At 75.6% G+C, this 26,796-nt stretch carries 25 protein-coding genes; 9 read left to right on the top strand and 16 right to left on the bottom strand.

All coding sequences use genetic code 11. The annotated features are described in order from the left end of the window. Window positions 1–84: 84 nt before the first annotated feature. The gene (locus LQU92_RS00870) at window positions 85–1,500 is read right to left on the bottom strand and encodes a dipeptidase (RefSeq protein WP_230659862.1); all 1,416 of its coding nucleotides are present in this window, start codon (window positions 1,498–1,500) and stop codon (window positions 85–87) included. Window positions 1,501–1,621: 121 nt separating this feature from the next. Between LQU92_RS00870 and LQU92_RS00865 the strand changes: the two genes are divergently transcribed. Continuing rightward, window positions 1,622–2,182: a DUF3043 domain-containing protein gene (locus tag LQU92_RS00865; protein WP_230659860.1), complete on the top strand. Its 561-nt coding sequence runs from the start codon at window positions 1,622–1,624 to the stop codon at window positions 2,180–2,182. A gap of 80 nt (window positions 2,183–2,262) precedes the next feature. Here LQU92_RS00865 and LQU92_RS00860 read toward each other — a convergent pair whose 3' ends face one another. After that, the gene (locus LQU92_RS00860; protein ID WP_230659857.1) at window positions 2,263–3,333 is read right to left on the bottom strand and encodes a quinone-dependent dihydroorotate dehydrogenase; all 1,071 of its coding nucleotides are present in this window, start codon (window positions 3,331–3,333) and stop codon (window positions 2,263–2,265) included. A gap of 75 nt (window positions 3,334–3,408) precedes the next feature. Here LQU92_RS00860 and LQU92_RS00855 point away from each other — a divergent pair, with 75 nt between their 5' ends. Continuing rightward, window positions 3,409–4,482 carry an alpha/beta hydrolase gene (locus tag LQU92_RS00855; protein WP_230659854.1) on the top strand — a complete coding sequence of 358 codons (1,074 nt, stop codon included), beginning with the start codon at window positions 3,409–3,411 and terminating at the stop codon, window positions 4,480–4,482. Here the strand turns inward: LQU92_RS00855 and LQU92_RS00850 are convergent. The 8 genes from LQU92_RS00850 to LQU92_RS00815 all read right to left on the bottom strand — a co-directional run bounded on the left by LQU92_RS00850 (window position 4,428) and on the right by LQU92_RS00815 (window position 13,762). Then, entirely contained in the window at window positions 4,428–5,207 is a 780-nt protein-coding gene (locus tag LQU92_RS00850; protein ID WP_101852270.1) for an isoprenyl transferase, read from the bottom strand. The genes LQU92_RS00855 and LQU92_RS00850 overlap by 55 nt on opposite strands. Before the next feature lie 3 nt (window positions 5,208–5,210). Continuing rightward, entirely contained in the window at window positions 5,211–5,963 is a 753-nt protein-coding gene (gene recO, locus LQU92_RS00845; protein ID WP_230659851.1) for a DNA repair protein RecO, read from the bottom strand. Between the two features lie 108 nt (window positions 5,964–6,071). Beyond that, on the bottom strand, window positions 6,072–7,820 hold the full coding sequence (leuA, locus tag LQU92_RS00840; RefSeq protein WP_230659848.1) for a 2-isopropylmalate synthase: 1,749 nt from the start codon (window positions 7,818–7,820) through the stop codon (window positions 6,072–6,074). A gap of 166 nt (window positions 7,821–7,986) precedes the next feature. After that, window positions 7,987–9,672, bottom strand: coding sequence for an LCP family protein (locus tag LQU92_RS00835; protein ID WP_230659845.1), 1,686 nt, complete (start codon window positions 9,670–9,672; stop codon window positions 7,987–7,989). 92 nt (window positions 9,673–9,764) lie between these two features. Next, a complete protein-coding gene (locus tag LQU92_RS00830; RefSeq protein WP_101852268.1) occupies window positions 9,765–10,844 on the bottom strand; it encodes a GTPase Era in 1,080 nt (359 codons plus the stop codon). Continuing rightward, window positions 10,837–12,177, bottom strand: a complete 1,341-nt coding sequence (locus tag LQU92_RS00825; RefSeq protein WP_230659842.1) for a hemolysin family protein — start codon at window positions 12,175–12,177, stop codon at window positions 10,837–10,839. The genes LQU92_RS00830 and LQU92_RS00825 overlap by 8 nt, the downstream gene beginning before the upstream one ends. Window positions 12,178–12,185: 8 nt before the next feature. Then, window positions 12,186–12,692 carry an rRNA maturation RNase YbeY gene (gene ybeY, locus LQU92_RS00820; RefSeq protein WP_230659839.1) on the bottom strand — a complete coding sequence of 169 codons (507 nt, stop codon included), beginning with the start codon at window positions 12,690–12,692 and terminating at the stop codon, window positions 12,186–12,188. Then, window positions 12,692–13,762, bottom strand: coding sequence for a PhoH family protein (locus LQU92_RS00815; protein ID WP_230659836.1), 1,071 nt, complete (start codon window positions 13,760–13,762; stop codon window positions 12,692–12,694). The genes ybeY and LQU92_RS00815 overlap by 1 nt, the downstream gene beginning before the upstream one ends. A gap of 326 nt (window positions 13,763–14,088) precedes the next feature. On the opposite strand from LQU92_RS00815, the gene LQU92_RS00810 reads away from it, so the two are divergent. Continuing rightward, window positions 14,089–15,063, top strand: coding sequence for a GerMN domain-containing protein (locus LQU92_RS00810; protein ID WP_255666934.1), 975 nt, complete (start codon window positions 14,089–14,091; stop codon window positions 15,061–15,063). A 23-nt stretch (window positions 15,064–15,086) separates the two neighbouring features. Here the strand turns inward: LQU92_RS00810 and LQU92_RS00805 are convergent, their stop codons facing one another. The 3 genes from LQU92_RS00805 to hrcA form a co-directional block, all read right to left on the bottom strand. Beyond that, window positions 15,087–15,878 carry a 16S rRNA (uracil(1498)-N(3))-methyltransferase gene (locus tag LQU92_RS00805; protein WP_230659833.1) on the bottom strand — a complete coding sequence of 264 codons (792 nt, stop codon included), beginning with the start codon at window positions 15,876–15,878 and terminating at the stop codon, window positions 15,087–15,089. Next, the gene (dnaJ, locus tag LQU92_RS00800; protein WP_230659829.1) at window positions 15,875–17,026 is read right to left on the bottom strand and encodes a molecular chaperone DnaJ; all 1,152 of its coding nucleotides are present in this window, start codon (window positions 17,024–17,026) and stop codon (window positions 15,875–15,877) included. The genes LQU92_RS00805 and dnaJ overlap by 4 nt, the downstream gene beginning before the upstream one ends. A 79-nt stretch (window positions 17,027–17,105) precedes the next feature. Continuing rightward, window positions 17,106–18,119, bottom strand: coding sequence for a heat-inducible transcriptional repressor HrcA (hrcA, locus tag LQU92_RS00795; protein WP_230659825.1), 1,014 nt, complete (start codon window positions 18,117–18,119; stop codon window positions 17,106–17,108). A 210-nt stretch (window positions 18,120–18,329) separates the two neighbouring features. Between hrcA and LQU92_RS00790 the strand changes: the two genes are divergently transcribed. Both LQU92_RS00790 and LQU92_RS00785 read left to right on the top strand, forming a co-directional pair. Further along, window positions 18,330–19,193 (top strand): DUF3097 domain-containing protein, encoded by an 864-nt coding sequence (locus tag LQU92_RS00790; protein WP_101852260.1) that lies wholly within the window; start codon window positions 18,330–18,332, stop codon window positions 19,191–19,193. Window positions 19,194–19,335: 142 nt separating this feature from the next. Further along, complete coding sequence (locus LQU92_RS00785) at window positions 19,336–19,794, top strand: DUF4870 domain-containing protein (protein WP_308071563.1); 459 nt, start codon at window positions 19,336–19,338, stop codon at window positions 19,792–19,794. 20 nt (window positions 19,795–19,814) lie between these two features. Here LQU92_RS00785 and hemW read toward each other — a convergent pair whose 3' ends face one another. Beyond that, entirely contained in the window at window positions 19,815–21,056 is a 1,242-nt protein-coding gene (gene hemW, locus LQU92_RS00780) for a radical SAM family heme chaperone HemW (RefSeq protein WP_230659819.1), read from the bottom strand. After that, entirely contained in the window at window positions 21,056–22,915 is a 1,860-nt protein-coding gene (lepA, locus tag LQU92_RS00775) for a translation elongation factor 4 (protein WP_101852257.1), read from the bottom strand. The genes hemW and lepA overlap by 1 nt, the downstream gene beginning before the upstream one ends. A 216-nt stretch (window positions 22,916–23,131) precedes the next feature. On the opposite strand from lepA, the gene LQU92_RS00770 reads away from it, so the two are divergent. The 3 genes from LQU92_RS00770 to rpsT all read left to right on the top strand — a co-directional run bounded on the left by LQU92_RS00770 (window position 23,132) and on the right by rpsT (window position 24,819). Then, on the top strand, window positions 23,132–23,461 hold the full coding sequence (locus LQU92_RS00770) for a hypothetical protein (protein WP_058858899.1): 330 nt from the start codon (window positions 23,132–23,134) through the stop codon (window positions 23,459–23,461). Between the two features lie 270 nt (window positions 23,462–23,731). Beyond that, window positions 23,732–24,280 (top strand): type II toxin-antitoxin system PemK/MazF family toxin, encoded by a 549-nt coding sequence (locus LQU92_RS00765; RefSeq protein ID WP_230659815.1) that lies wholly within the window; start codon window positions 23,732–23,734, stop codon window positions 24,278–24,280. 278 nt (window positions 24,281–24,558) lie between these two features. Continuing rightward, complete coding sequence (gene rpsT / locus LQU92_RS00760; RefSeq protein ID WP_058858901.1) at window positions 24,559–24,819, top strand: 30S ribosomal protein S20; 261 nt, start codon at window positions 24,559–24,561, stop codon at window positions 24,817–24,819. Window positions 24,820–24,972: 153 nt separating this feature from the next. On the opposite strand, the gene holA is transcribed toward rpsT, so the two are convergent. After that, entirely contained in the window at window positions 24,973–25,974 is a 1,002-nt protein-coding gene (holA, locus tag LQU92_RS00755) for a DNA polymerase III subunit delta (RefSeq protein ID WP_101853132.1), read from the bottom strand. A gap of 121 nt (window positions 25,975–26,095) precedes the next feature. On the opposite strand from holA, the gene LQU92_RS00750 reads away from it, so the two are divergent. Then, window positions 26,096–26,776: a potassium channel family protein gene (locus LQU92_RS00750; RefSeq protein ID WP_230659812.1), complete on the top strand. Its 681-nt coding sequence runs from the start codon at window positions 26,096–26,098 to the stop codon at window positions 26,774–26,776. Window positions 26,777–26,796 lie beyond the last annotated feature (20 nt).

Here is a 26,796-nt window from a genome sequence, read left to right as displayed (position 1 = left end):
ATGCTCACTTTCTGTGGATGGGTGCCGCGCGGCCCGGGACCGGCGACGGGTCTACCACGGGGCACAACGGCCCCGCGGCGCGGATCATTCCCGCCCGGCGGGGCCGTGGGCCGCGTCGAGGGCGAGCAGCAGCAGCGCCTCGGCGACGACGGCCCGCTCGAACTCCCCCAGGTGCAGGGACTCGTCGGCGCCGTGGGCCCGGGAGTCGGGGTCCTCGACGCCGGTGATGAGGATGTCGGCGCCGGGGTAGACCTCGGTGAGGTCGGCCGTGAAGGGGATGGACCCGCCCACGCCCGTCTCCACGGGCGGGCGGCCCCAGGCCTGCCCCAGGGCCCACTGCATGGCCCGGGCGGCCGGGGAGGACATGTCGGTGCGGAAGGGCTGGCCGGTCTCCTCGATCCGCACGTCCACGCGGGCGCCGAAGGGGGCGTGCTCGAGCAGGTGCCGGCGCAGCGCCTCCGCGGCGGCCGCGGGGTCCTGGCCCGGGGCGATCCGCAGGCTCAGCCGGGCCCGGGCCGAGGGCGCGATGGTGTTCGAGGCGACGTCCACGGGGGTGACGTCCATGCCCGTGACCGACAGCGCCGGCCGGGTCCACAGCCGGGAGGCCACCGACCCCCGCCCGGCCAGCCGCACCCCGTCGAGCACGGCGGCGTCGGCGCGGAACCGGTCCTCGTCGTAGACGAGGTCGGTGCTGTCCTCGGCGTGCAGCCCCTCGACGGCGACGGCGCCGTCGTCGTCGTGCAGGGTCGCGACCAGCCGGGAGAGCAGGGTCGGGGCGTCGAGCAGCGGCCCGCCGTACATCCCCGAGTGCACGGCGTGGGCCAGCACGGAGACCTCCACCACGGCCCCGACCACGCCCCGCAGGCTCGTGGTGAGGGCGGGCACCCCGACCTCCCAGTTGGCGGAGTCGGCGATGACGATCACGTCCGCGGCCAGCCGGTCGCGGTAGGCCTCGAGGAACGCCCGGAACGAGGGCGAACCGGCCTCCTCCTCCCCCTCGACGAACACGGTCACGCCGAGGCCGGCGTCCTCCCCCGCGACGGCGTCGAGCACGCGCAGGGCGGCCACGTGGGCCATGACACCGGCCTTGTCGTCGGCCGCCCCGCGGCCGTAGAGACGCCCGTCGCGCTCTTCGGCCGTGAACGGGTCGGAGTGCCACAGCTCCCGCCGGCCGGGGGGCTGGACGTCGTGGTGGGCGTAGAGCAGCACCGTCGGGCGTCCGGGGGCCGCGCGGCGGCGGGCGACCACGGCCGGCCGGCCCGGCCCCCCGGCGTGGGGCACGCGGAGGATCTCGACCTCGTCCAGCCCGGCCTCCCCGAGCAGCGCGGCCACCGCGCGGGCGCTGCGTTCGAGCTGCTCGGGGTCGAAGCTCTCCCACGCGATGCCGGGGATCGCCACGAGCTCGCGCAGCTGCTCGACGGTGCGCGGCATGCCGGCGCGCACGGCCTCGCGAACGGCTTCGACGGGCAGGGACGGGGGCGGGGTCCAGGACTCGGTCATGCCGAACACCCTACGTCCGCCCCGCCCCGTGCCGCCGCCGGGCCGGCCGGAGGGGCCGGTCGGCTATCCTTGACGGGTGTTTGGACGCAAGAAGGACGCAGACCGTGCGGGCTCCACGTCGGTGACGGCGCAGCCGCCCGCCGACGAGGCCGTGCCCGCCCCCCGGCAGACCCCCGGCAAGGGCCGGCCCACCCCGAGCCGGCGCGAGCGGGAGGCCGCCCGGCGGCGCCCGCTGGTGCCGGAGGACCGCAAGGCCGCCAAGGCCCAGTCCCGGGACGCCGCCCGCGAGCAGCGGCTGCGCGCGCAGGCGGGCCTGGCCGCGGGCGACGAGCGGTTCCTGGGCCCGCGCGACCGCGGCCCGCAGCGCCGCTTCGCGCGCGACTGGATCGACTCCCGCTTCAACCTCGGCGAGTACCTGCTCGTCGTCGCGGTCGTGGCCCTGTTCGTCCTGTTCTTCCCGAACCAGAACGTCGCCGCCTACGGCGTCTACGTCATCTGGGCCCTGATGGTCCTGGGCATCGTCGACGCCGTCGTCACGACCGGACGGATGAAGAAGGCCATGCGGGCGAGGTTCGGCGACGTGGAGCCCGGCGTGCGCTGGTACGCGGCGATGCGCGCGTTCTCGATGCGCCGCCTGCGCCTGCCCCGCCCCCAGGTGAAGCGGGGCGAGCGGCCCGCCTGAGCCGGCCGCCGCTGCCCCGGACGGCGCACCGCCCTCGGACCTCGTGCGAGGTCCGGGGGCGGTGCCCGTCCGGGGGTGGTTCAGCGCCGGGCGCGGGCCAGGCCCCGGTTGATCCGGTGCGCCCAGAACGGGCCCTCGTAGAGGAAGGCGGTGTAGCCCTGGACGAGGGTCGCGCCCGCGTCCAGGCGCTCGCGGACGTCCTGCGCGGTGGTCACCCCGCCGACCGAGACGAGCGTGAGCCGGTCCCCCGCCCGCTCCCGCAGCAGCCGCAGCACCTCGAGGGAGCGCCGGCGCAGCGGCGCCCCGGAGAGCCCGCCGGCCCCGCAGGCCTCGACCTCGGCGGGTTCCGAGACGAGGCCCTCGCGGGCGATCGTGGTGTTGGTGGCCACCACGCCGTCGAGGCCGAGGTCCAGGGCGAGGTCGGCGACCGCGAGGACGTCCTCGTCGGTGAGGTCGGGGGCGATCTTCACGAGCAGCGGCACGTGCCGCCCGGCGGCGCCGTCCGCGGCCTCGCCGACGGCGCGCAGCAGCGGGCGCAGGCTCTCGATCTCCTGCAGCTGCCGCAGCCCGGGGGTGTTCGGGGAGGAGACGTTGACGACGAGGTAGTCCGCCAGCGGGGCGAGGACCCGGGTCGAGCGCAGGTAGTCCTCGACGGCCTCCTCGAGCGGGACGAGCTTGGTCTTGCCGATGTTCACCCCGACGACGGGCCGGGCCCGGCCGGGGTGCTCACGCTCGAGACGGCGGCGGGCCGCGGCGAGCCGGGGGGCGACCGCCTCGGCGCCGTCGTTGTTGAAGCCCATCCGGTTGACGACCGCCCGGTCCCGCACGAGGCGGAACAGCCGGGGGCGCGGGTTGCCGGGCTGTGCCTGCGCGGTGACGGTGCCGATCTCCACGTGCCCGAAGCCGAGGTCGGCCAGCGCCCCGATGCCCTCCGCGCCCTTGTCGAAGCCGGCGGCCAGGCCGAACGGCGAGGGGAAGCGCAGGCCCATGGCCCGCACCTCGGCGCCGGGGTCGGGGCGGGTGCGGGCGCGCAGGACCGCGCCGAGGGGCGTGGCCCCGGCCGCCCGGATCCCGGCGAAGCCGATCCGGTGGGCCCGCTCCGCGTCCATCCGGGAGAAGACGGCCTGGAAGAACATAGGGTAGAAGCGCATGGGCCCAGTCTTCCACAGGGCCCGCGCGGCTCCCGCGGGCCGGCAGCGGCGGGGCCCCCGGCGGAACGAGGACCGATGAGCACAGCGGCGGACGGCTGGGAGCCCGACGTGCTCGGGCCCGGGTTCACGGCCCGGACGGTGGCCCTGGCGGCGGGCTCGGCCCCGCACACGACGGCCACGGTCGTGCGCCACCGCCCGGAGGACCGGGCGCCCGCGGCGCGCCCCCACGGTGCGGTGCTGTACCTGCACGGGTGGTCCGACTACTTCTTCAACGCCGAGCTGGCCCGCGCCGTGGCGGCGGCGGGCTGGTCGTTCTACGCGCTGGACCTGCACGGGTACGGGCGCAACCTCACCGACGAGGTGCTGCGCGTGCCGGAGGGCCCGCCCGGGCACACGACCGACCTGCGCGACTACGACGACGACGTGGCGGCGGCCCTGGAGGTCCTCGCCGAGGACGGGGCCCCCGGCCCGGGCGGGAAGCTCGTGCTGATGGGACACTCCACGGGCGGGCTGACCGCGGCCCTGTGGGCCGCCCACCACCCCGGCCGCCTCGACGGGCTGGCCCTCAACGCCCCGTGGCTGGGGCCCCACGGGGCCGACGTGGTGGGCCGGCTGCTGCGCCGTCTGCTGGGTCCCCTCGCCCGCCGCCGCCCCGAGCGGGAGCTGCGGCTGCGGCTGCGCAGCCACTACTACCGGGTGATCAGCCACCACGCCGAGGGCGAGTGGCCGATCGACCCGCGCTGGCGCCCGGAGACGAGCTTCGCGCTCACCCCGGGCTGGCTGAACGCTGTCCTTCAGGCTCAGCTCGAGGTCGCGGAGGGGCTGGACCTTCAGGTTCCCGTCCTGCTCCAGGTCTCGGCGCGCTCCTGGATCCGCCCCTGGTGGTCGGAGCGGATGCGCTCGGCGGACACCGTGCTCGACGTCCGGCAGATCCGCCGGCACGCCCGGGACCTCGGCCCGCACGTGGTGGTGCGCAGCTACGAGGGGGCGGTGCACGACGTCCACCTGTCGCGGGAGCCGGTGCGCCGCGCGGCGCAGCGCGACCTCGTGACCTGGCTGGAGGAAGTGGCCGGGGCGGGCGGGCGCCCCGGGACTCAGCGGGCGACCCGGTCCACCGCCCCGCCGTACCGGCGGTCGCGGCGGGCGTAGACCTCCACCGCCTCCCACAGGGTGCGGCGGTCGACGTCGGGCCACAGCACGTCCTGGAAGACGAGCTCGGCGTAGGCCGACTGCCACAGCAGGAAGTTGGAGATCCGCTGCTCCCCCGAGGAGCGCAGGAACAGGTCGACGTCCGGCAGGTCCGGCTCGTCGAGGTAGCGCTGGACCGTCTCCTCCGTGATCCTCCGCGGGTCCAGCCGGCCCGCGCGGGCGTCGGCGGCCATCGCGGCCGCGGCATCGGCGATCTCCGCCCGTCCGCCGTAGTTGACGCACATGGTGAGGGTGACGGCGTCGTTGCCGGCGGTCGCGCGCTCGGCCTCCTCGAGCCGGTTGATCACGGAGCGCCACAGCCGGGGCCGGCGCCCGGCCCAGCGGATGCGCACGCCCCACTCCTGGAAGGTCTCCAGGCGCCGCTCCATGACGTCGGCGGTGTAGTTCATGAGGAACGTGACCTCGTCGAGGGAGCGCTTCCAGTTCTCGGTGGAGAAGGCGTAGGCGCTCACGTACGGGATGCCCATCTCGATGGCACCGGCCACGACCTCGACGAGCGCGGCCTCCCCCGCCTTGTGGCCCTCGTTGCGCGGCAGCCCGCGCTGGTTGGCCCACCGTCCGTTGCCGTCCATGACCACCGCCACGTGCCGCGGCACGAACTGCGGCGGCACGGGCGGGGCGGTCGCTCCGCTGGGGTGCGGGGGCGGGGCGGCAAAGCCGGGCATGGGTCAGCTCCGTTCCACGAGGTTCAGGGCCTTCACGGCCCTCTCCAGGTGCCACTGTACGTAGGCGGCGACGATCCCGGCGGCGGCCCGCCCGGTGCGCGGCTCGGCGGCGTCGATGCGCTCCCAGTCCCCGGTCAGCAGCGCGGCGAGGTGGGCGAGCACGGCCGGGTCCGGGGCCGCCGAGCCGGGCGGGCGGCAGGCCGGGCACACGACCCCGCCCAGCGGTGCGGAGAAGGCCTCGTGCGGACCGGGGGCGCCGCAGCGGGCACAGTCGGTGAAGCTCGGCGCCCAGCCGGCGGTCGAGACCGCGCGCAGCAGGTAGGAGTCGAGGACCGCGCCGGGCTCGTGCAGGCCGCGGGCGAGGGCGGAGAGGGCGCCGGTGAGCAGCCGGTACTGCTGGGCGGCGGACTCGTCGTCGCTCTCCGTGAGCTTCTCGGCGGCCTCGGCCATGGCGGCCGCGGCGGTGTACTTGGCGTAGTCGGCGGCGATCGCGGAGGCGTAGCCGCGCTTGCCCAGGGCCTGGGAGACGATGTCGAGGTTGCGCCCGGAGACCAGCTGCAGCTCGGCGACGTTGAACGGCTCCAGGCGCGAGCCGAAGCGGGAGGTGGTGCGGCGCACGCCCTTGGCCACGGCACGGACCTGGCCGTGGTCGCGGGTCAGCAGCACGACGATCCGGTCGGCCTCCCCCAGGGTGTAGGTGCGCAGGACCACGGCGTCGTCCCGATAGCTGCGCGATGCGAAGGTCGTCCTGGCCACCGGGCCATTCTCCCACGGGCCGCCGACACCGCGGGCGCGGCCACGGCGCCGGGGACGGCCGCGGGCGCGGTCCCCGCGGAGGGGACCGCGCCCGCGGGCGTGCTCGGCTCAGGCCCGGGCGTCGCGCACCGCGCGGTTGACCGCGGAGACGACGGCCTTCAGGGACGCGCGGGTGGTGTTGGCGTCGATCCCGACGCCCCACAGGACCCGGTCCCCCACCGCGGCCTCGACGTAGCTGGCCGCCTGGGCGTCGCCGCCGGCGGAGAGGGCGTGCTCGCTGTAGTCGAGCACGCGCACGTCCACGCCCTCGGCGGCGAAGACGCCCAGCAGCGCCTCGATCGGTCCGTTGCCGTGGCCGGTGCGGTGGTGGGCGACGCCGTCGACGTCGAGGCCGACCTCGAGCGTCGTCTCCCCGCCCTCCTCGGAGGTCGCGGTGCTCAGGCTGGTGATCCGGTAGCGGCCCCAGCGCTGCGGACCGCCCTCCTGCGGGGCGGGCAGGTACTCGTCGGTGAACACCCGCCACAGGTCGGCCCCGGAGATCTCCCCGCCGGCGGTGTCGGTGTGCTCCTGGACCGCGCGGGAGAACTCGATCTGCGCCCGGCGGGGCAGGTCGAGCCCGTGCTCGTGCTTGAGCAGGTAGGCGACCCCGCCCTTGCCGGACTGGGAGTTCACCCGGATGACCGCCTCGTAGGTCCGGCCCAGGTCCTTCGGGTCGATCGGCAGGTAGGGCACGGCCCACGGCAGGTCGTCGACCCCGCAGCCCCGGGCCGCGGCGTCGCGCTCCATGGCCTCGAAGCCCTTCTTGATGGCGTCCTGGTGGGAGCCCGAGAACGCGGTGAACACGAGGTCCCCGCCGTACGGGGAGCGCTCGGGCACGGGCAGCTGGTTGCAGTACTCGACGGTGCGGCGGATCTCGTCGATGTCCGAGAAGTCGATCTGGGGGTCCACGCCCTGGGTGAGCAGGTTCAGGCCCAGGGTGACGAGGTCCACGTTGCCGGTGCGCTCGCCGTTGCCGAACAGGCAGCCCTCGATCCGGTCGGCGCCGGCGAGGTAGCCCAGCTCCGCGGCGGCCACGCCGGTGCCGCGGTCGTTGTGCGGGTGCAGGGACAGGATCGTGGCCTCGCGGTTGTAGAGGTTGCGGCTCATCCACTCGATCGAGTCGGCGTAGACGTTGGGCGTGGTCATCTCCACGGTCGCGGGCAGGTTGAGGATCATCTCGCGGCCCGGGCCGATCTCGAAGGTCTCGGCGACGGCGTTGGCGATGCGCGCGGCGAACTCCAGCTCGGTGCCCGTGTAGGACTCCGGCGAGTACTGGTAGGTGACCTGGGTGCCGCGCAGCTGCTCCTCGTGCTTGAGGCACAGGCGGGCGCCGGTCAGGGCGATGTCGACGATCCCGTCCATGTCCTGGCCGAAGACCACGCGCCGCTGCAGCGTGGAGGTCGAGTTGTACAGGTGCACGATGGCCCGGTCGGCACCCTCGATCGCCTCGTAGGTGCGCTCGATGAGGTGCTCGCGGGACTGGGTGAGGACCTGGATCGTGACGTCGTCGGGGATCCGGTCCTCCTCGATCAGCCGGCGCACGAAGTCGAAGTCCGTCTGGGAGGCGGAGGGGAAGCCGACCTCGATCTCCTTGTAGCCCATCCGCACCAGCAGCTCGAACATCTTCAGCTTGCGGTCGGAGTTCATGGGGTCGATCAGCGCCTGGTTGCCGTCGCGCAGGTCGACGGCGCACCAGCGGGGGGCCTCGGTGAGCACCCGGTCGGGCCACGTGCGGTCGGGCAGGTGCACCTGGAACTGCTCGTGGTACGGGACGTACTTGTGGGCCGGCATGCCGGAGGGCTGCTGCAGGTTCTGCATGGGGACGGTCCTGTTCTGCTGGGAGGTCGTGGGTGGCCGGGCGTCAGCGACTCCGCAACGGGAGGCCGGCCGGTCGACGACGGTTCAGGCCCCGTTGCGGCAGCTAAGGAGGAGCGTCCGTGTCCGCATGTGTCCAACGTATCACGCGGCCCGGGCGCGTCCCCGGTCACCAGTCGCCGGCGGCCTGCTGGCAGGTGACCTGGTCGGCGGTCTGGCCCTGCAGGTCGTCGGGCAGCACGGAGCCCGTCTCCAGGCGCTCCCCCTCGGTGAAGTTGCCGCCCACGGAGACCTGCACCCCGTCGATCGTGGTGGTGGGCACGAGCTGGGCGGAGGGCACGCCGAGCTGCTCGGCGACCTCGGCGGCGGGCCCGTACCAGCCGGGCCCGAAGAAGACCTGGGTGGTGGGCAGCGGGGCCGTCACGGCACCGATCGGCTCGGGCGCCCAGCCCTCGTCCTCGAGCAGCTCGGCGACCTCGCGGTCGCGGTCCTCCACGCCGGAGGCGTCGGCCACGGTCAGGGGCACGGCGGCGCGGTCCACGGACGGGGTCTGCTCCGGGGTGCCGGCCCCGGTCGGCGACGACGACGGCGTGGCCGCCGGGTCGGGGGCGTCCGTGAGCGAGCGGTCCTCGCGCAGGCGCTCGAAGAGGTCGCCGGCGGCCTCCTCGTCGAGCTGCAGGCGGTTGGGGTCGAGCGCGTAGGGCTCGGTCGGCACGGTCACGAAGGCGGTGCCGGCGAGGTCGAAGCCGCGCAGCGCGGTGGCGAGCCCGACCATCGTCGGCACGGAGCCGAGGTCGTCGTCGACGTGGAGGTTGCGGGTGGCGACGTCGGCGATCGTGTAGAGGCGGGGCAGGTCGGTGAGGGTCCCCTCCTCGCGGACCTTGCGGGCCAGCGAGGCGAGGAAGGACTGCTGGGAGCGGATGCGGCTCCGGTCCCCGCCGTCGCCGAAGGCGGCGCGGCTGCGGAGGAAGGCCAGGGCCTGCTCGCCCTCGACCGCGGAGACGCCCGCGGGCAGGTCGAGGCCGGACTTGGGGTCCTCGACCGCCTCGTTGACGCACACCTCGACCCCGCCGACGGCGGTGGAGAGCTCCTTGACGGCCTGGAAGTCGGCGAGCATGAAGTGGTCGATGCTCAGCCCCGTGAGCTCGTTGAGCGTCGCGACCGTGCAGCCGGGGCCTCCGTTGGCGATGGCGGAGTTCAGCATCGCGTCCTCCTCCGCGGGGTGGGTGCGGCCGGACTCCGGGTCGGTGCACTGCGGGAGGTCGACGACGAGGTCGCGGGGGAAGGAGACCACGGTGACGTCCTGCCGGTCCTCGGGGACGTGGACGAGCATCATCACGTCGGTGAGCCCGGCCCCGGAGCTGTCCTCGTCGTCGCCGTAGGCGTCGTTGCCCTGCCCCTCGCGGGTGTCGGTGCCCATGACGAGGATGTCCAGCGGCCCGTTCTCGACCTTCTCGCCGCCGCCGAGGTCCAGCGGGGAGGTGCTCAGGTTCGACTGCAGCCGCCACACGGCCGCCGCGCCGGCGCCCAGGAGCACGAGCAGCACCGCGAGCAGGCCCAGCACGACCCAGCGGCTGCGGTGCCGGGGCCGCCGCGCGGCGCCGGCCGGTGCGCTCCCGGCGCCGGGCCCCTCCCGGTCCGGGCGCGCCGCCGCGGGCGCCCCGGCGTCGCCGGCGGCCGCGGGGGACGCGTCGTCGTGCCGTGCGGAGCCGTGCGGCGCCGTGCCGGGGCCGGGCGCTGCGGGCCCGGACGGCCCGGCGCCGGAGCCGTCCGGGGCGGAGCTGTCGGCCTCGGGGGTCCGGGCGTCGGGGGTCCGGGCGTCGCGGTTCTCGGGTCCGGGCGGGGGCGTGGACACGGGGGTGTTCTCCTGGGGGGCGGGACCGGCGGGGTGCGGTGGCGGGGGGCCGCCCCGGCGGGTGGCGGGAGGGGGTCTGCGGTGCGGGCGGGTCAGAACCCGAGGCGGGAGAGCAGCTTGGGGTCGCGCTGCCACTCCTTGGCGACCTTCACGTGCAGGTCGAGGTGGATGCGGGTGCCGAGCAGGGCCTCGATGGCGGCGCGGGAGCGGGTGCCGATCTCGCGCAGGCGGGCTCCGCCCCTGCCGATGACGATGGCCTTCTGCGACTGCCGCTCGACGTAGACGTTGACGCGCACGTCGAGCAGCGGGCGGTCCGCGGGCCGGCCCTCGCGGGGCACCATCTCCTCCACGACGACCGCCAGCGAGTGGGGCAGCTCGTCCCGCACGCCCTCCAGGGCCGCCTCGCGGACGAGCTCGGCGACCATCGTCAGCTCCGGCTCGTCGGTGAGCTCCCCGTCGGGGTACAGGGGCGGGGACTCGGGCATCCGCGCGACGAGCAGCCGCGCGAGGGCCTCGACCTGGAAGCCGTCCACGGCGGAGACGGGGATGACCTCGGCCCAGCCCGGCTCGCCGGGCGCGGGGCGGGGGGCCGCTGCCGCGCCGGCGCGGTGGCGGGGCTTGCGGGCGGCCCGCTCGGCGCGCTCGGCCCGGGCCGCCTGCTCCTCGGCCATGACGGAGCGGCCGAGCTCGGTGACGGCGAGCAGCTGCTCGGTCAGCTCGGCGCGGGAGACGGTGTCGGTCTTGGTGACGATCGCGACCACGGGCTTGTTCCCGGACGCGGCGAGCTGCTGGGCGATGTAGCGGTCGCCGGGGCCGATCTTCTCGTTGGCCGGCACGCAGAAGCCGATGACGTCGACCTCGGCGAGGGTGTCGGCGACGAGGTCGTTGAGCCGCTGCCCGAGCAGGGTCCGGGGCCGGTGCAGCCCCGGGGTGTCGACGAGCACGAGCTGGCCCTCGGGGCGGTGGACGATCCCGCGGATGGTGTGCCGCGTCGTCTGCGGCCGGTTGGAGGTGATGGCCACCTTCTGGCCCACGAGGGCGTTGGTGAGGGTGGACTTCCCGGCGTTGGGCCGGCCCACGAGCACGGCGAAGCCGGCGCGGAACGGGACGGCGGGATCGGGTCCCGGGCCGGCGGGCTCGCCGCCGGGTGCGGGGCGGTCGGGCTCAGACATGGTGGTCCTCCTGCTGGGACGGCGGGGCGGCGGACGCCGTGGCGGCGGGGTCCACGGCGGTGGAGCCGGGCGGGACCCAGTCGGGGTCGCGGCGGACCTCGAGCTGGCCCACGCGGTTGCGCCGGCCCTCGAGGGTGACGGCCTCGAGGACGATGCCCTCGACGGTGGCGCGGGAGCCCACGATGGGCACCCGGCCGATGGACTTCGCGAGCAGGCCGCCGGCGGTGTCGACCTCGTCGTCGTCGAGGTCGACCTCGAAGAGGTCGCCGAGGTCCTCGACGCCGAGGGCGGCCGAGATGCGGTAGCGGCCCCCGCCCAGGGCGACGACCTCGGGCTTCTCGCGGTCGTACTCGTCGACGATCTCCCCGAGCAGCTCCTCGATGAGGTCCTCGAGGGTCACGAGCCCGGCGGTGCCGCCGTACTCGTCGACGACGACGGCGACGTGGATCGACTCCCGCTGCATCTCGCGCAGCAGCTCGTTGACCTTCTTGGACTCCGGGACGTAGCGCACCTCGCGGGCGAGACGGGACAGTCCCGTGGCCGCGAGACGGGTGCTGCCGCGGTGGACGGCCTCGGCGAGGTCCTTCTGGTAGAGCACGCCCAGGACGTCGTCGGCGCTCTCGCCCACCACGGGGATGCGGGAGTAGCCGGAGCGGAAGAAGAGGTTCAGGGCGTCCTCGACGGTCTCGTCGTCGTCGACGGCGACCATGTCGGTGCGCGGGACCATCACGGCGCGCACGGCGGTGTCGTCGAGGTCGAAGACGGAGTGGAGCAGCTCGGCCTCGTCGTCCTCGATGAGGTCCTGGTCGGTCGAGCGGTCGACGAACTCGAGCAGCTCCTCCTCGGTGAGGTGGCCCGGCGTCGCCCGTCCGGGGTCCCGGGCGACGGCGGAGCCCAGCCGCACGAGCAGCCCCGGCACGGGCCCGAGCACGGTGCGCAGCACCCGCACGAGGCCCGCGGTCAGCCGCACGGTCCCCACCGGGTTGGCGCGGCCGATCTGGCGGGGCGAGACGCCCGTGAGCACGAAGCCGACCGCGGCCATGACCACGGTCGCGAGCAGCGCGGCCAGCCAGACGTGCTCGAGGGCGTCGAGCAGGGCCAGGGCGACCGCCACGGCCGAGGCGGTCTCGAACCACACCCGCCAGAACCGCAGGGCGTGCAGGTGCGCGGCGGGGCTCGCGAGGACCTTCGCCGCGGCGGAGCGGGGGGCGTCGCGCTCGACGGCCTCGGCCGCGGAGCGGGGCAGGTAGGTCAGGCCCGTCTCGGCCGCGGTCAGCACGAAGGCGGTGCACAGGAAGCCGATCGCCGCGGCGATCAGGACGGCGCTGGTCACGTCGGTGCCTACTCCATGGTCTCGACCGGCGCGGGCCGGCCGAGGAAGTCGGTGAGCAGCTCCCGCTGGAGCTCGAACATGGTGCGGCGCTCCTCCGGCTCGGCGTGGTCGTGGCCCAGGAGGTGGAGGATCCCGTGCACGGTCAGCAGGCACAGCTCGTCGGCCACGGGGTGGCCGGCGGCCTCGGCCTGGCGCAGGGCGACGGTGGGGCACAGGACGATGTCCCCGAGCGTTCCCTCGGCCGGGACCTCGGCGGTGCCGGGGCGCAGCTCGTCCATGGGGAAGGACATGACGTCGGTGGGGCCGGGCAGGTCCATCCACTCGACGTGCAGCCGCGCCATCTCGTCCTCGTCCACCACGGCCACGGACAGCTCCGCGTCGGGGTGCACGTGCAGGCGCTCGAGGGCGAACGCCGCCAGCCGGCCCAGCAGGCCGGTGTCCACGGCCGCCCAGGCCGGGCGGTCCTGCGGGGGGACCTCGTCGGGGCTCAGGCGGACGTCGAACTCGACGGCCATCAGGCGCTCTCCCCGTCCTCGGCCGGGCGCTCGCCGCCGGGGGGCGCGCCCCTGCGCCGGCGCCGTTCGTCGCGGCGCCGGTTGACGGTGTCGAAGGCGTCGTAGGCGCTGACGATCCGGCTCACCAGCTCGTGGCGCACGACGTCCTCGGAGGTCATCTCCGTGAAGGCGACGTCGTCGACCCCGCCCAGCACGTGCTGGACCTGGCGCAGGCCCGAGGAGGTACCCCCGGGCAGGTCGACCTGGGTGACGTCGCCGGTGACGACCATCTTCGAGCCGAAGCCGAGCCGGGTGAGGAACATCTTCATCTGCTCGGGCGTCGTGTTCTGCGCCTCGTCGAGCACGATGAAGGCGTCGTTGAGGGTGCGCCCGCGCATGTAGGCCAGCGGGGCGACCTCGATGGTGCCGCTCTCCATGAGCCGCGGGATGGAGTCGGGGTCCATCATGTCGTGCAGCGCGTCGTAGAGCGGGCGCAGGTACGGGTCGATCTTCTCGCTCAGGGTGCCGGGCAGAAAGCCCAGCCGCTCCCCCGCCTCGACGGCCGGGCGGGTGAGGATGATCCGGTTGACCTCCTTGGCCTGCAGCGCCTGGACGGCCTTGGCCATCGCCAGGTACGTCTTGCCCGTGCCGGCCGGGCCGATGCCGAACACCACCGTGTGCTCGTCGATCGCGTCGACGTAGGCCTTCTGCCGCAGGGTCTTGGGCCGGATCTTGCGGCCGCGGCTGGAGAGGATGTTCTGGGTCAGGGCACCGCTGGGACGGGCGGAGAGGTCCCGGCCGATGATCTCCAGCAGCTGGCCGATGACCTGCGGGGTGATCGCGGTCTCCCGCCCGGCCAGGACCTTCAGCTCCTCGAACAGCGTCGTGACGATCCGCACGGCGGGATCGGGGCCCTCGAGCCCGAGCTCGAGGCCGCGGGGGCGGGTGGCCAGCCCCGGGAAGGCCGTCTCGACCTGGCGCAGCGTGTCGTCGCCCGGCCCCAGGCAGCGGACCATCGTCTCGCGGTCCGGGAAGGGGATGACGGCGCGGTTCGTCAGGGGGTGCGTGGTGCCGGGCAGCGTCTCAGTCATGGGTCCGGCCGGGGCGGCCGTGCGCTCGCTTCCTCGTGGTCGTCGTGGACGGTCGGGTCCCGGGCGGGCGGCGCGGCGTGCGGGGCCCGTGCCGGGAGGTGCCTCAAGGGTACCGCGCCGGCCGGCGGGTGCGGGTGCGCCGCCGCCCGGATTGCGATTCGGTATCGGTCCGGGCCTCCGGGGCCATCCGGGCGGGGTCGGCCGGTGCGGGCGTGCTTGGATGGTCGGGCCCTCCGGACAGGGGGGCCGGGGCGGGCGCCCGGACCCGTGCCGCCCGCCGTCCCCCTCCCGTCCCGGTCCCGACCCCCGAGGTGCGCTCCCCCGCCATGCCCGCTCCCCAGTCCCGCCCCCGACGTCCCCGCCGCGTCCCCGCCGCGCCCGTGCGCCGGGTGCGCGCGGCAGCCGCGCTGCTGGGCGCCGGCACGGTCCTGCTGACGGGGTGCGCGGCGCCGGGCCCGGGGGCCCCGGCCGGCACGGCGGCGCCGGGGACCGTCGGCCGCAGCGCCGCGACGCCTGCTCCGTCGGCCGCGACGACGGCCCGGGACGGCGCGGACACGGTCGCCACCCGCCGGCTGCCGGTCTACTGGGTGGGCGGGCCCGAGGGCCGGGAGCGGCTCTACCGCGAGCTGCGCGAGGCCCCGGTCGGCGTCCCCCGGGGCGGGGCGGACCCCATCGCGGCGGCCGCCCAGCTGATGGCCTCGGAGCGGCCCCGGGACCCGGACTACCGCAGCCTGTGGGGTGACGTCGAGCGGATCGGCACGTCGACCTCGCCCGACGGGACGATCACGGTGGACCTGCCCGCCGCGGCCGTGTCCGCGGAGCTGGAGCCGGACCGGGCCGAGCTGGCGGTCCAGCAGCTCGTGCACACGGTCACGGCGGCGGCCGCGACCTCCGGGCTGCTGCCGGCGAGCTCGCGCCCCGAGGTCGTGCTCCTGGTCGAGGGCCGGGCCGGCCGGGAGCTCTTCGGCGCCGTGCGCCCGGCGGGCCCGGTGGTCCCGGACGAGGACCTGGAGGCGCCGCTGTGGCTCGCCGGCCCCGAGGAGGACGCGCGCTCCGGCGGGGGCCTCGTCCTGTCGGGCCGGATCCGCTCCGGGGTCGAGGAGGGCCGCTGGACGGTCTCCGACCGGGAGGGGCGGCAGGTGGCCGGCGGCCGGATCGAGCCGGCCCCCGCCCGGGCCGGAGCGGCCCCGTTCCGGGCGGAGGTGCCGCTGGCGCCGGGGCGCTACACGGTCTCGGTCCGCGGGCGTGCCGGCGACGGGTCCGTGCGCGACGACAAGGCCGTGGAGGTCACCGCCTCCTGAGGTGCCGGCGGGCCGCGGTGCGCTCAGGCGTCCCCGCTCGCCCACCGGCCGAGCAGGGCGGCGAGCACGGCCAGGGCCGCCGGGCCGGCGGTGGAGCTGCGCAGCACCTCCCGGCCCAGCCGCACGGGCAGCGCCCCCGCCGCGCCCAGGCGCTCCAGCTCGGCCGGGGCGATGCCGCCCTCCGGGCCGACGACGAGCAGGACCTCCTCGGCCCCGGCGAGGGCCTCGTCCCGCGCCCCGGGGGCCGGGGCGAGCAGGTCCACGAGGGGACGCTCGGCGTCCTCGTGCAGGACGAGGGCGAGCGTGCCGGGGCGGGCCGCCCGCCCGGCGAGGTCCTCGGTGCTCGCCAGGGGCGCCACCTCCGGCCAGGCCGCGCGGCGGGACTGCTTCGCCGCCGCGGCGACCGTGTGCACCCACTTCTCGCGGCTCTTCGCCGCACGCTCCTTGCGCCAGCGCACGATCGAGCGCTCGGCCTGCCAGGGCACGACGGCGTCGGCCCCGAGCTCGGTGGCCGTCTCCACGGCCAGCAGATCGCGCTCGCCCTTGGCGAGGGCCTGGGCCAGGACGAGCCGCGGCGTGCGCACGGGCTCGGCGGCCACGGCGTCCACGCGCACCGTCATCCGCTCCCGCTCGGCGCCGGTCACCGTGCCCGCGGCCCGCAGCCCGTGCCCGTCCACGAGCTCGAGCCCGTCCCCGGCGCCGAGGCGGCGCACGGTCAGGGCGTGGCGGGCCTCCGGGCCCGTGACCACGACCTCGGCGCCGGGGGCGGCGGCCCCGAGCGTGCCGGGGTCGGCGCGGAAGACGGGGCGGCTCACAGGTCGGTGAACCGGTCCCGCAGGCGGGAGAAGAACCCGCCGGAGCCGGCCGGGGAGTTCAGCGTGGTGCCGGTGGACTGCTCCTCGCCGCGCAGCCGGGCGAGCTGCTCGAGGAGCTCGCGCTGCTCGTCGTCGAGCCCGGAGGGGGTCTCGACCTCGAGGTGGACGTGCAGGTCGCCGCGGCCCCCGCCGCGCAGGCGGGTGGCGCCGAGGTCGTGGAGGGTGACGGTGTGCCCCGTCTGCGTGCCGGGCTCCACCGAGAGCGCGCGCTCGCCGTCGAAGGTCTCCAGCGTCAGCGTGGTCCCCAGCGCCGCAGAGGTCATGGGCAGGCGCACGCGGGCGTGCAGGTCGTCGCCCTGCCGCTCGAAGGTGGGGTCGGGGTCGACCTTGAGCTCGACGTAGAGGTCGCCGTTGGGGCCCCCGGCGGTGCCGGCCTCGCCCTGGCCCGAGAGCCGGATCCGGTTGCCGGTGGAGACCCCGGCCGGGATCTTGACGGTCAGCGGGCGGCGGTCGCGCACGCGGCCCTCGCCGTAGCACTCGTGGCAGGGGTGCTTGATGACGGTGCCGAAGCCCTGGCAGGTGGCGCACGGGGCGGCGGTGACGACGGTGCCGAGGATGGACTGGACCTGGCGCTGGACCTGCCCGGAGCCGTGGCAGACCTCGCAGGTCTCGGGCTGGGTGCCCTCCTGGCAGCACGTGCCGTTGCACGTGGGGCACACCACCGCCGTGTCGACCGTGATCTTCTTCTCGGTGCCGAAGACGGCGTCGCGCAGGGACACGCGCACGTTGATCAGCGCGTCCTGTCCCTGGCGGGTGCGGGAGGCCGGGCCGCGGCGGCCCGCCCCGGCGCCGCCGGCGCCCTGGAAGAAGGTGTCGAAGATGTCCTGGAAGCCGAAGCCGGTGCCGGGGAAGCCCCCGCCGAAGCCGGTGTCGGTGCCGTTCTCGTTGCCGGTGGCGTCGTAGACGCGCCGCTTCTCGGGGTCGGAGAGGACGTCGTGGGCGTGGGAGACGCGCTTGAACTCCTCGGCGGCCTCGGTGCCGGGGTTCACGTCCGGGTGCAGCCGGCGGGCCTTCTTCCGGTAGGCCTTCTTGATCTCCTCCGGGCTGGCGTCGCGGGACACGCCCAGGGTTTCGTAGTGATCGCTCACCGTGGTCCGTTCTGTCGGGTCGATCGGGATGCTGGTCGGGTGCTGCGCGGGGGCCGGCGGGGGCCGGGGCCCGCGGGGGTCAGCCCCCGAGGATACGGGAGAGGTAGCGGGCCACCGCACGCACGGCGGCCATGGTGGACGGGTAGTCCATGCGCATGGGCCCCACCACGCCCACCTTGGACTGGGCCTGCGGGCCGTAGCCGGTGGCCACCACGGCGGCCTCGGCCAGCGGGTCCACGGCGCTGGGGGCGCCGATGCGCACCGCGACCCCGCGGGCGTCCTGCTCCATCTCGGAGAGCAGCCGGAGCATGACCACCTGCTCCTCGAGGGCCTCCAGGACCGGCCCGATGCTCAGGTGGAAGTCCCCGGTGGCGCGGGCGAGGTTCGCGGTCCCGGCCATGGCCATGCGGTGCTCGGTCGAGCCCGCGGCGAGCGCGGAGACGGTCTCGGCGACGGCGGCGAGGGCGGGGCGCAGGGCGGGGGGTGCGGTGGCGGCGGCGAGCTCGAGGGCGTCGTGGACCTCGGTGAGGGTGCGGCCGGTGGTGGCGGCGAGGACGCGGGCGCGCAGCTCGAGGAGGGTGTCCTCGTCGAGGGGTGCGGGGACGGCGGCGACGCGCTGGACGACGCGGCCGTTGGTGGGGATGAGGACGACGAGGACCTGGCCGGCGCCGAGGTCGACGAGCTCGACGTGGCGGACGGTGACGCCGGAGGCGTGGGGGTACTGGACGACGGCGACCTGGTGGGTGAGCTGGGCGAGCAGGCGCACGGTGCGCTCCATGACGTCGTCGATGTCGGCGGCGTCGTCGAGGAGGCTCTGGATGGCGCGGCGTTCGGGGCCGGAGAGGGGCTTGACGGCGGCGATGCGGTCGACGAAGGTGCGGTAGCCCTTGTCGGTGGGGATGCGCCCGGAGCTGGTGTGGGGGGCGGCGATGAGGCCCTCCTCCTCGAGGGCGGCCATGTCGTTGCGGACGGTGGCGGAGGAGACGCCGAGCCGGTGGCGCTCGACGAGGGCCTTGGAGCCGACGGGTTCGCGGTAGCGGACGTAGTCCTCGACGATGGCCTGCAGGACCTGCAGGCGTCTGGGCTGGTTCACGTCGCGCTCCTTCCCCGGTCCCGGTCCGGCGCCCGTCGGTGGCGGTGGGTGGTCCCGGCGCGGGGCCGGGTCTGGCACTCGGGCGCGCACAGTGCCAGTTTCCCCAGTGTAGCCCCCGGGCGGGGGGCGGGGGCACGGGGTGTGGCCTGGTACGCTTCCGGCCGGTCCGCGGCCCCGTTGCCCGTGCGCGGGCCGGGAAGGGATGGACGGATGAGCACCTATGGATGGGGGCCGCGCTCCCTCGACGACGACGCCCTCGCGCGGCGGCGGCCGGTCTCGGCGGAGGTGCCGGTGGAGCCGGGGCTGCTGCTGGAGGACGTGGGCACGGGGTGGGTCGGTGCCGTGGTGTCCCTGGAGACCATCGGGGGGATGCGGGTGATGGGGCTGGAGGACCGCCGGGGGCGGGTGAAGGCGTTCCCGCTGGGTCCGGGGTTCCTCCTGGAGGGCGAGCCCGTCGTCGTCGTGGAGCCGCGCCGGGCGGCGGGGCCGCGGCGGCCGGCGCGCACCCGGTCGGGGTCGGTGGCGGTGGAGGGCCTGCGGGCCTCGACGGCGAAGGCCTCGCGGGTGTGGGTGGAGGGCTACCACGACGCGGAGCTCGTGGCGAAGGTGTGGGGCCACGACCTGGCGGTGGAGGGGATCGTGGTGGAGCCGCTGCACGGGGTGGACGACCTGCCGGCGGCGGTGCGGGAGTTCGGGCCGGGTCCGGGGCGGCGGCTGGGGGTGCTGGTGGACCACCTGGTGGCGGGGTCGAAGGAGTCGCGGATCGCGGCGGAGACGATGCGGGTGCCGGGGGCGGCGGGCAACGTGCTGGTGCTGGGCCACCCGTACGTGGACATCTGGCAGGCGGTGCGGCCGCGGGTGCTGGGCTTCGAGGCGTGGCCGGAGGTGCCGCGGGGCACGGACTGGAAGACGGGCACGGCGGCGGCGCTGGGGTGGCCGCACCGGGAGCCCGGGGACCTGGGGCGGGTGTGGCAGCACATCCTCTCGCGGGTGGAGACCTACGCGGACCTGGAGCCGGCGCTGCTGGGGCGGGTGGAGGAGCTCATCGACTTCCTGACGGCCCCGGGGGCCTGAGCGGGCTCGCGGCGCGCCACGTCACATTCGCACACCTGTGGTGCGGGGCACGGCGCGGCGGCGGGGGCGGCCGCTAGCATGGGGGCACCACCTGTCGACCGACCGTGCCCGCGGTCCTGCCGCTGAAGGACGCCCGTTGCCCGTGCAGACCTCTCCCCGACCGAGCCGCGAGAACGACCGGCCCCCCTTCGAGGGGCTCTCCGCCGTGGCCCAGCCGCTGACCGTCGCCGAGGACCGCCAGTGGGCGACGCTCGCGCACTTCGGGGGCGTGGCCGGCTTCCTGCCCTCGCTGCTGATCCACCGGGCCTTCCGGGGCCGGGGCCGGTTCACGGAGCAGGAGTCGCTGGAGGCGATGAACTTCACGCTGCTGCCCTCCCTGGTGGTGGTGGCCGGCGCGCTGCTGGCCCCCGTGCCGTTCGTGGGGTGGCTCTTCGCCCTGGCCGCCGCGGCGGCCTGGCTGCTGCTGGCGGTCGGGTCGCTGGCGGGCGGGATCCAGGTCAACCGCGGGGAGCCCTACGTCTACCGCTACAACACCCGTCTCTACGACCGGCTCGCGGAGCGGCTGGCGGAGCGCTCCCGGGAGCGGGCCGCCCGCCGCTAGCACAGCCTCCCCCGGCGGGCTCAGCCCAGCAGGCGCCGGACCACGGCGTCGCCGAGCAGGCGCCCGCGCAGGGTGAGCACGACCCGCCCGCCCAGCGCCGCGGCCGGGTCGACGAGCCCGTCGGCGATCAGCCCGGCGACGGCGGCCCGGCCGGGGGCCTCGAGGGCGGCCACGGGCAGCCCGTCGCGGATGCGGGCCTCGAGCATCACCCGCTCCAGCCGGCGGGTCGGGGCGTCGAGGACCTCGCGCCCGGCCGCGGGCGAGTGCCCGGCCCGCACCCGGTTCGTGTAGGGCACCGGGTGCTTGAGGTTCCACCAGCGGGTGCCGCCCACGTGGGAGTGGGCGCCGGGGCCGATGCCCCACCAGTCCTGGTTGTGCCAGTAGGCGAGGTTGTGGCGGCTGCGGTGGGCCGTGCCGCCGGGGCCCGCGGGCCGGGCCCAGTTGCTGACCTCGTACCACTCGTAGCCGGCCTCGGCCAGGAGGCGGTCGGCGAGCTCGTACTTGTCGGCCTGGTCGTCCTCGTCGACCGGGGGGACCTCGCCCCGGCGCATGCGGGCGGCCAGCCGGGTGCCGTCCTCGATGATGAGGGCGTAGGCCGAGACGTGGTCGGGCTCGTAGGACAGCGCCGTGCGCACGGAGTGCTCCCAGTCGGCCAGGGACTCCCCGGGGGTGCCGTGGATGAGGTCCACGCTCACGGCCAGTCCGGCCTCGCGCGCCCAGGCCACCGCCCGGGGGACGTTGTCGGGGTCGTGGGTGCGGTCCAGCACCGCGAGCACGTGCGGGACCGCCGACTGCATGCCGAAGGACACCCGGGTCACCCCGGCCGCGGCCAGCACGGCGAGGGACTGCGGGGTCACGGAGTCGGGGTTGGCCTCGGTGGTGACCTCGGCCCCCTCGGCGAGCCCGAAGCTCGCCCGGGCCTGGTCCAGCACCGCGGCGAGGTCCTCGGCGGGCAGCAGCGTCGGGGTGCCGCCGCCCAGGAACACGCTGTGCAGGGGCCGCACCGCGACCCCGGAGTCCTCCAGCACGCGGCGGGCCCAGCGCACCTCCGCCGCGGCGTCGGCCGCGTAGGCGTCCTGGGAGACCCCGGGGCCCAGCTCGACGGCGGTGTAGGTGTTGAAGTCGCAGTACCCGCAGCGCACGGCGCAGAAGGGCACGTGGACGTAGAGGCTCAGGGTGCGCTGCGCGGAGGCCTCCGCGGCGGAGGCCGGCAGCCGCCCGTCGAGCGGGGCCGGCAGGCCCTCGGGCTGGGCGGGGGCCACTACTTCTTCTTGTCCTTCTTCTCCCCGGCCTCGTCGGAGGACAGCGCCGCGACGAAGGCCTCCTGGGGGACCTCGACCCGGCCGACCATCTTCATCCGCTTCTTGCCCTCCTTCTGCTTCTCCAGCAGCTTGCGCTTGCGGGAGATGTCGCCGCCGTAGCACTTGGAGAGCACGTCCTTGCGGATCGCCCGGATGTTCTCGCGGGCGATCACGCGGGAGCCGATGGCGGCCTGGATGGGGACCTCGAACTGCTGGCGCGGGATCAGCTCGCGCAGCTTGCCGGTCATCATCACCCCGTAGGAGTAGGCCTTGTCCCGGTGGGTGATCGCGCTGAACGCGTCCACGGGCTCGCCCTGGAGCAGGATGTCGACCTTCACGAGGTCGGCGGCCTCCTCCCCCTCGGCCTTCCAGTCCAGGGAGGCGTAGCCCTTCGTGCGGGACTTGAGCTGGTCGAAGAAGTCGAAGACGATCTCGGCCAGCGGCAGCCGGTAGCGCAGCTCGACCCGGTCCTCGGAGAGGTAGTCCATGCCCTTGAGCTGTCCGCGCTTGGACTGGCACAGCTCCATGATCGCCCCGATGAACTCGGAGGGGGCCAGCACGGTCGCCGAGACCATCGGCTCGCGGATCTCCCCGACCCGCCCGGTGGGGAACTCGGAGGGGTTGGTCACGACCGTCTCCGTGCCGTCCTCCAGGGTCACGTTGTAGCTCACCGACGGGGCGGTGGAGATCAGGTCCAGGTCGAACTCCCGCTCCAGGCGCTCGCGCACGATCTCGAGGTGGAGCAGGCCCAGGAACCCGCAGCGGAAGCCGAAGCCCAGGGCCGCGGAGGACTCGGGCTCGTAGACCAGCGCGGCGTCGTTGAGCTGGAGCTTGTCCAGGGCGTCGCGCAGCACCGGGTAGTCGGAGCCGTCGATCGGGAACAGCCCCGAGAACACCATCGGCTTGGGGTCCTCGTAGCCGCCCAGGGACTCGGCGGCCGGCTTCTGGGCGCTGGTGACCGTGTCGCCCACCCGCGACTGGCGCACGTCCTTCACCCCGGTGATCAGGTAGCCGACCTCGCCCACGCCCAGGCCCGCGGTGGGCTTGGGCTCCGGGGAGATCACCCCGATCTCGAGCAGCTCGTGCTGGGCGCCGGTGGACATCATCCGGATCCGCTCGCGCGGGGTGAGCCGGCCGTCGACGACGCGCACGTAGGTGACCACGCCGCGGTAGGTGTCGTAGACCGAGTCGAAGATCATCGACCGGGAGGGGGCCTCGGGGTCCCCGACCGGGCCCGGGACCTCCTGGACGATGCGGTCCAGCAGCGCCTCCACGCCCTGGCCCGTCTTGCCGGAGACCCGCAGCACGTCCGCGGGGTCCACGCCGATGAGGTTGCCCAGCTCCTCGGCGTACTTCTCCGGCTGGGCCGCGGGCAGGTCGATCTTGTTGAGCACCGGGATGACCGTGAGGTCGTTCTCCATGGCCAGGTACAGGTTGGCCAGGGTCTGGGCCTCGATGCCCTGGGCGGCGTCGACCAGCAGCAGCGCGCCCTCGCACGCGGCCAGCGACCGGGAGACCTCGTAGGTGAAGTCGACGTGGCCGGGGGTGTCGATCATGTTCAGCGCGTAGTCGGCCCCGGCCACGTTCCACGGCATGCGCACCGCCTGGGACTTGATGGTGATCCCGCGCTCGCGCTCGATGTCCATCCGGTCCAGGTACTGGGCCTTCATCTCCCGCGGGGTGACCACCCCGGTGGCCTGCAGCATCCGGTCCGCGAGCGTGGACTTGCCGTGGTCGATGTGGGCGATGATGCAGAAGTTGCGGATGACGGCGGGGTCCGTGGAGGCGGGAACCGGGGCGTTGACGGCCAGCGGAGACACGGGCGGTCCTTTCTCCGGCGGGCGCGGCCCTGCCGGGGATCTCCTGGGAACGGTCGGCAACGGGGACCGTGCCGGGGACTCAGCTGTCCAGTTTCCCACGTTTGGACCGGGCGGGCCATCCGGCCCCGCCCCGGGCCCCCGGGGCGGTCCTTCTGCGGCGGGCGCGGCGCCGGTAGAGTGGGGTGCATCACGGTCGGCGAGCACAGGGGTGGAGCCATGGCCGAGCACGAGGCCCCGCGGGACGCGGCGGAGGACCCGCGCCACGGACACCGGGAGGAGCGCGACCGCACCGGCCGCACCGACGCCCCCGGGTCCGGGTACGGGATCCTGGACCGGATCAACAACGTGGTGCTGAAGGTCTACGGGCCCGCGGCACGCCGGCCGTCGGCCGAGCACGGCGCGGACGAGTCCGCCGTGGTGCGCCACTGGTACGAGCAGATGCAGGAGCACTTCGTCGTCGAGCGCGACGAGCGCGGCAACGAGTACCTCTACCACCGCGACGACGTCCCGGAGGAGCCCCCGCCCGGGGCCTCCCACAACTGGTGAGCCGCCGCCCGGGCACCCGCGTCCCCGGGGACGCGGGTGCCCGTGCCGCGGCGCTCCCCCGCCGCCGCGCCCGGGGCGGCCCGTCGTCGCCGCACCGCGCGCCGTCAGGGCCGGCCCGCGGTGCGGATCCGGACGCGGTCGGGGCCCGGGTGCCGTCGGGGCCCGGGTGCCGTCGGGGCCCGGGTGCCGTCGGGGCCCGGGTGCCGTCGGGGTCCGGGTGCCGTCGGGGCCCGGCGTGCGGTGGGCGCGCCCGTGGCTACAGTGGCGGACATGAAGCTGAACCTGCGCACGCTGGGCCGGCTGGCGGTCCGCGCCCTCGACGTCTACCGCAGCACCCGGCAGGCCCCGGGCCCCGCCACCGGTCGCACCGCGCCCCGCCGGGCCCCCGGACGGCCGGGCCGGCGCGCGCCCGAGGGACTCTCCCGCCCCTACCCCGGGGACTGGACCGGCCCCGTGCGGCCGGTCTACCGGCCCCACTGCGACGGCCAGCCCGACCCGGGCGAGGTCGTGTGGACCTGGGTGCCGTTCGAGGAGGACCCCTCCCGGGGCAAGGACCGGCCGGTGCTCGTCGTCGACCGCGCCGGGGAGCACCTGCTGTGCCTGATGCTCACCTCCCGGGACCGCACCGACCACCTCCGGCAGGACCCCGACTACGTCGACGTCGGCACCGGCGCCTGGGACCCGCGGGGACGGCCCTCCGAGGTCAGGCTCGACCGGGTCGTGCAGGTGCTGCCCGCCGACGTCCGCCGGGAGGGCGCCGTGCTGCCCGAGGACCGCTTCGACCGCGTGGCCGCCGCCCTGCACCGCCGCCGCGCCTGAGCCCGTCCCGCCGGGACGCCCGCCCCGGGGCGCCCACGGCTCCCGTGGGCCCGGGCGGCCCCGGGCGCGCGGCGGACCCGGGCCCACGGCGGGCCGGGACGCGGCCGCGGACGGACGCGGAGGGGTCCTGTCTGCTAGACTGTCCTGCTGTGTGTCCGCGCTGGTCGTCGGGCACTGCAGCACGGCCGCCACAAGGGTGTCCCCACTCCCGTTCTCAGTTCGGGCCGGGCTGTTTGCCCTCACTGACCGTATCGACGCATCCATCGAGGAGTTCATCCGTGGCCAACATCAAGTCCCAGAAGAAGCGCATTCTCACCAACGAGAAGTCCCGCCTGCGCAACAACGCCTACAAGTCCGAGCTGAAGACCCTGGTCCGCCGGGTCGACGAGGCCGTGGCCTCCGCCGACAAGGAGACCGCCCAGGACGCCCTGCGCACCGTCTCCCGCAAGCTCGACAAGGCCGTGAGCAAGGGCGTGCTGCACAAGAACAACGCGGCCAACAAGAAGTCCGGTCTCGCCAAGCGCGTCGGCGCGCTCTGAGCGGCTGAGCGCCCCCGCCGCACCGGCGGGCCGCCCGCAGGCCCCGTCCCCGCCCGGGACGGGGCCTGCGTCGTGTCCGGGTGCGGGCAGGTGCCGGTCCGACCCGCCGTGGCGGCCGGCCGGGGCTCGGTGCCTGCCGGCCGGAGCGGCGACTCAGTGCCGGCCGGAGAGCGCGATCGTGGTGATCGCCCGCTCGACGGCGTAGGCGGGATCGCGCCCCTCCCCCTTGACCTGGGCGTCGGCCTCCGCCAGCGCCCCGAGCATCCGCACCAGGTCGGCCTCGGCGAAGCGCCGCCCCTCCTCCTGGGCGCGCTCCACCTGCCACGGGGCGGCCCCCACGCGCTGGGCGAGCCGGGCCGATCCCCCGCTGGTGCCGTGGACCTGCGCGATCGTGCGCAGCTTCGCGGCCAGCGCCCCGACCATGGGCACCGGGTCCACCCCGGTGTCCAGCGCCTGGCGCCACAGCTTCAGCGCCGCCTCGGTGCGCCCGGCCAGGGCGGCGTCGGCGACCTTGAACGCCGTGGCCTCGACCCGGCCCCCGTAGTACTTCTCGACGTCGTCGAAGGTGATCGTCGCCGGGCCGTCCGAGAGCAGCTGCGCGCAGGCCGCGGCGAGCTCGGCCGTGCTGCTGCCCACGGCCGCGGCCAGGGCGCGGGCGGCGTCCGGGTCGATCCGGCGCCGGTGGGAGCGGAACTCGCTGAGCACGAACTCGCTCTTGTCCCGGTCGTTCTTCAGCGGCCGGCACTCCACGACCTGCGCGCCGGCGGCCTTGAGGGCGTCCAGCAGCTTCTTGCCGCGGTTGCCGCCGGAGTGCTCCCACACGACCACGACGTCCGGGTCGGGGGCGGCCGCGTAGGCGAGCCCGTCCGCGAGCAGGTCGTCGTTCATCGCGGCGAGACCGGTGACGTGGATGAGCTTCGCGTCGTCGAACAGGGACGGGCTCGCGAGCGCCGCGAGTTGACCGGGGGCGTAGGCGGAGGCGTCGACGACGCTCTGCTCGACGGGGCCTCGCTGCTCCTTGAGCAGGGTGCGCACGCGGTCGCGGGCGCGGGCGGCGAGGTAGTCCTCGGGCCCGGTGAGCAGGACGAGCGGGGCGGGCTCGACGTCGCGCCACGTGGGTCCGGTGGCCGGGGCGGGACGGCGTGCGGGGGTCATGGCCGCGTCCTCCTTCTGGGGCGGCGCGGGGCCGCGGGCGCTGGGTGGGTCGGGGTCCAGCTTCTCACGGCGGGAGGACATGTGCTGGTCCGTGCGCGGGGGCGGGAGGCATCATCGGGGCATGGACGGCAGGGGGCGGCCGGGGGCCGCGGGCGCGCGGGGTGCGGGGTGGCGGGTGCCGGGGTGGGCGCGCACGGCGGGGGCGGTGCTGTTCCTGGTGGCGTGGGCGTGGCCGATCCTGGACCCGGGCGCGGGGGTGGAGCCGGTGTGCCGGGCGGTGCTGGCCGGGGTCTGGGGCCTGTTCGCGGTGGACTACGGGGTGCGGCTGGCGCGGTCGGGCGACCGGCGGCGGTTCGTGGCCGGGCACGTGCTGGACCTGGCGGTGGTGGTCTTTCCGCTGCTGCGCCAGTTCCAGGTGCTGCGCCTGGTGGGGCTGGGGCTGGTGGTGGGCCGGCGGGCGGCGGCGGACCTGCGGGGGCGGGTGGCCGTGCAGCTGGTGGGCGGGGCGGCGCTGCTGGAGCTGGTGGGGGCGCTGGCGGTGCTCGACGTCGAGCGCGGGGCGGCGGGGGCCGGCATCGTCGACCTGGGTGACGCCCTGTGGTGGGCGGCGAGCACGATGAGCACGGTCGGCTACGGGGAGGTCTACCCGGTGACGGGGGCGGGGCGTGCGGTGGGGGTGGTGGTGATGTTCGGGGGCCTGGGCGTGCTGGGTCTGGTGACGGCGCTGCTGGCGTCGTGGCTGGTCGAGGTGGTGCTCGACCGGCGCGAGGCCGCCGCCGACGGCGAGGACGGCGACCGGTAGGGGTGCCCGGAGCGGGTGGT

Source organism: Kocuria sp. LUK (genome assembly GCF_021012935.1).
In the GTDB taxonomy this organism is placed as follows: domain Bacteria; phylum Actinomycetota; class Actinomycetes; order Actinomycetales; family Micrococcaceae; genus Kocuria; species Kocuria flava.
This window is presented reverse-complemented; position numbering and strand designations above follow the sequence as displayed.

Bases quoted from the DNA above. Each gene is read 5' to 3' on its own strand.
- LQU92_RS00870 (WP_230659862.1), bottom strand. From the start codon at position 1,500: ATGACCGAGTCCTGGACCCCGCCCCCGTCCCTGCCCGTCGAAGCCGTT.
- LQU92_RS00860 (WP_230659857.1), bottom strand. From the start codon at position 3,333: ATGCGCTTCTACCCTATGTTCTTCCAGGCCGTCTTCTCCCGGATGGAC.
- LQU92_RS00855 (WP_230659854.1), top strand. From the start codon at position 3,409: ATGAGCACAGCGGCGGACGGCTGGGAGCCCGACGTGCTCGGGCCCGGG.
- LQU92_RS00850 (WP_101852270.1), bottom strand. From the start codon at position 5,207: ATGCCCGGCTTTGCCGCCCCGCCCCCGCACCCCAGCGGAGCGACCGCC.
- leuA (WP_230659848.1), bottom strand. From the start codon at position 7,820: ATGCAGAACCTGCAGCAGCCCTCCGGCATGCCGGCCCACAAGTACGTC.
- LQU92_RS00830 (WP_101852268.1), bottom strand. From the start codon at position 10,844: ATGTCTGAGCCCGACCGCCCCGCACCCGGCGGCGAGCCCGCCGGCCCG.
- ybeY (WP_230659839.1), bottom strand. From the start codon at position 12,692: ATGGCCGTCGAGTTCGACGTCCGCCTGAGCCCCGACGAGGTCCCCCCG.
- LQU92_RS00815 (WP_230659836.1), bottom strand. From the start codon at position 13,762: ATGACTGAGACGCTGCCCGGCACCACGCACCCCCTGACGAACCGCGCC.
- LQU92_RS00810 (WP_255666934.1), top strand. From the start codon at position 14,089: ATGCCCGCTCCCCAGTCCCGCCCCCGACGTCCCCGCCGCGTCCCCGCC.
- LQU92_RS00790 (WP_101852260.1), top strand. From the start codon at position 18,330: ATGAGCACCTATGGATGGGGGCCGCGCTCCCTCGACGACGACGCCCTC.
- LQU92_RS00770 (WP_058858899.1), top strand. From the start codon at position 23,132: ATGGCCGAGCACGAGGCCCCGCGGGACGCGGCGGAGGACCCGCGCCAC.
- LQU92_RS00765 (WP_230659815.1), top strand. From the start codon at position 23,732: ATGAAGCTGAACCTGCGCACGCTGGGCCGGCTGGCGGTCCGCGCCCTC.
- holA (WP_101853132.1), bottom strand. From the start codon at position 25,974: ATGACCCCCGCACGCCGTCCCGCCCCGGCCACCGGACCCACGTGGCGC.
- LQU92_RS00750 (WP_230659812.1), top strand. From the start codon at position 26,096: ATGGACGGCAGGGGGCGGCCGGGGGCCGCGGGCGCGCGGGGTGCGGGG.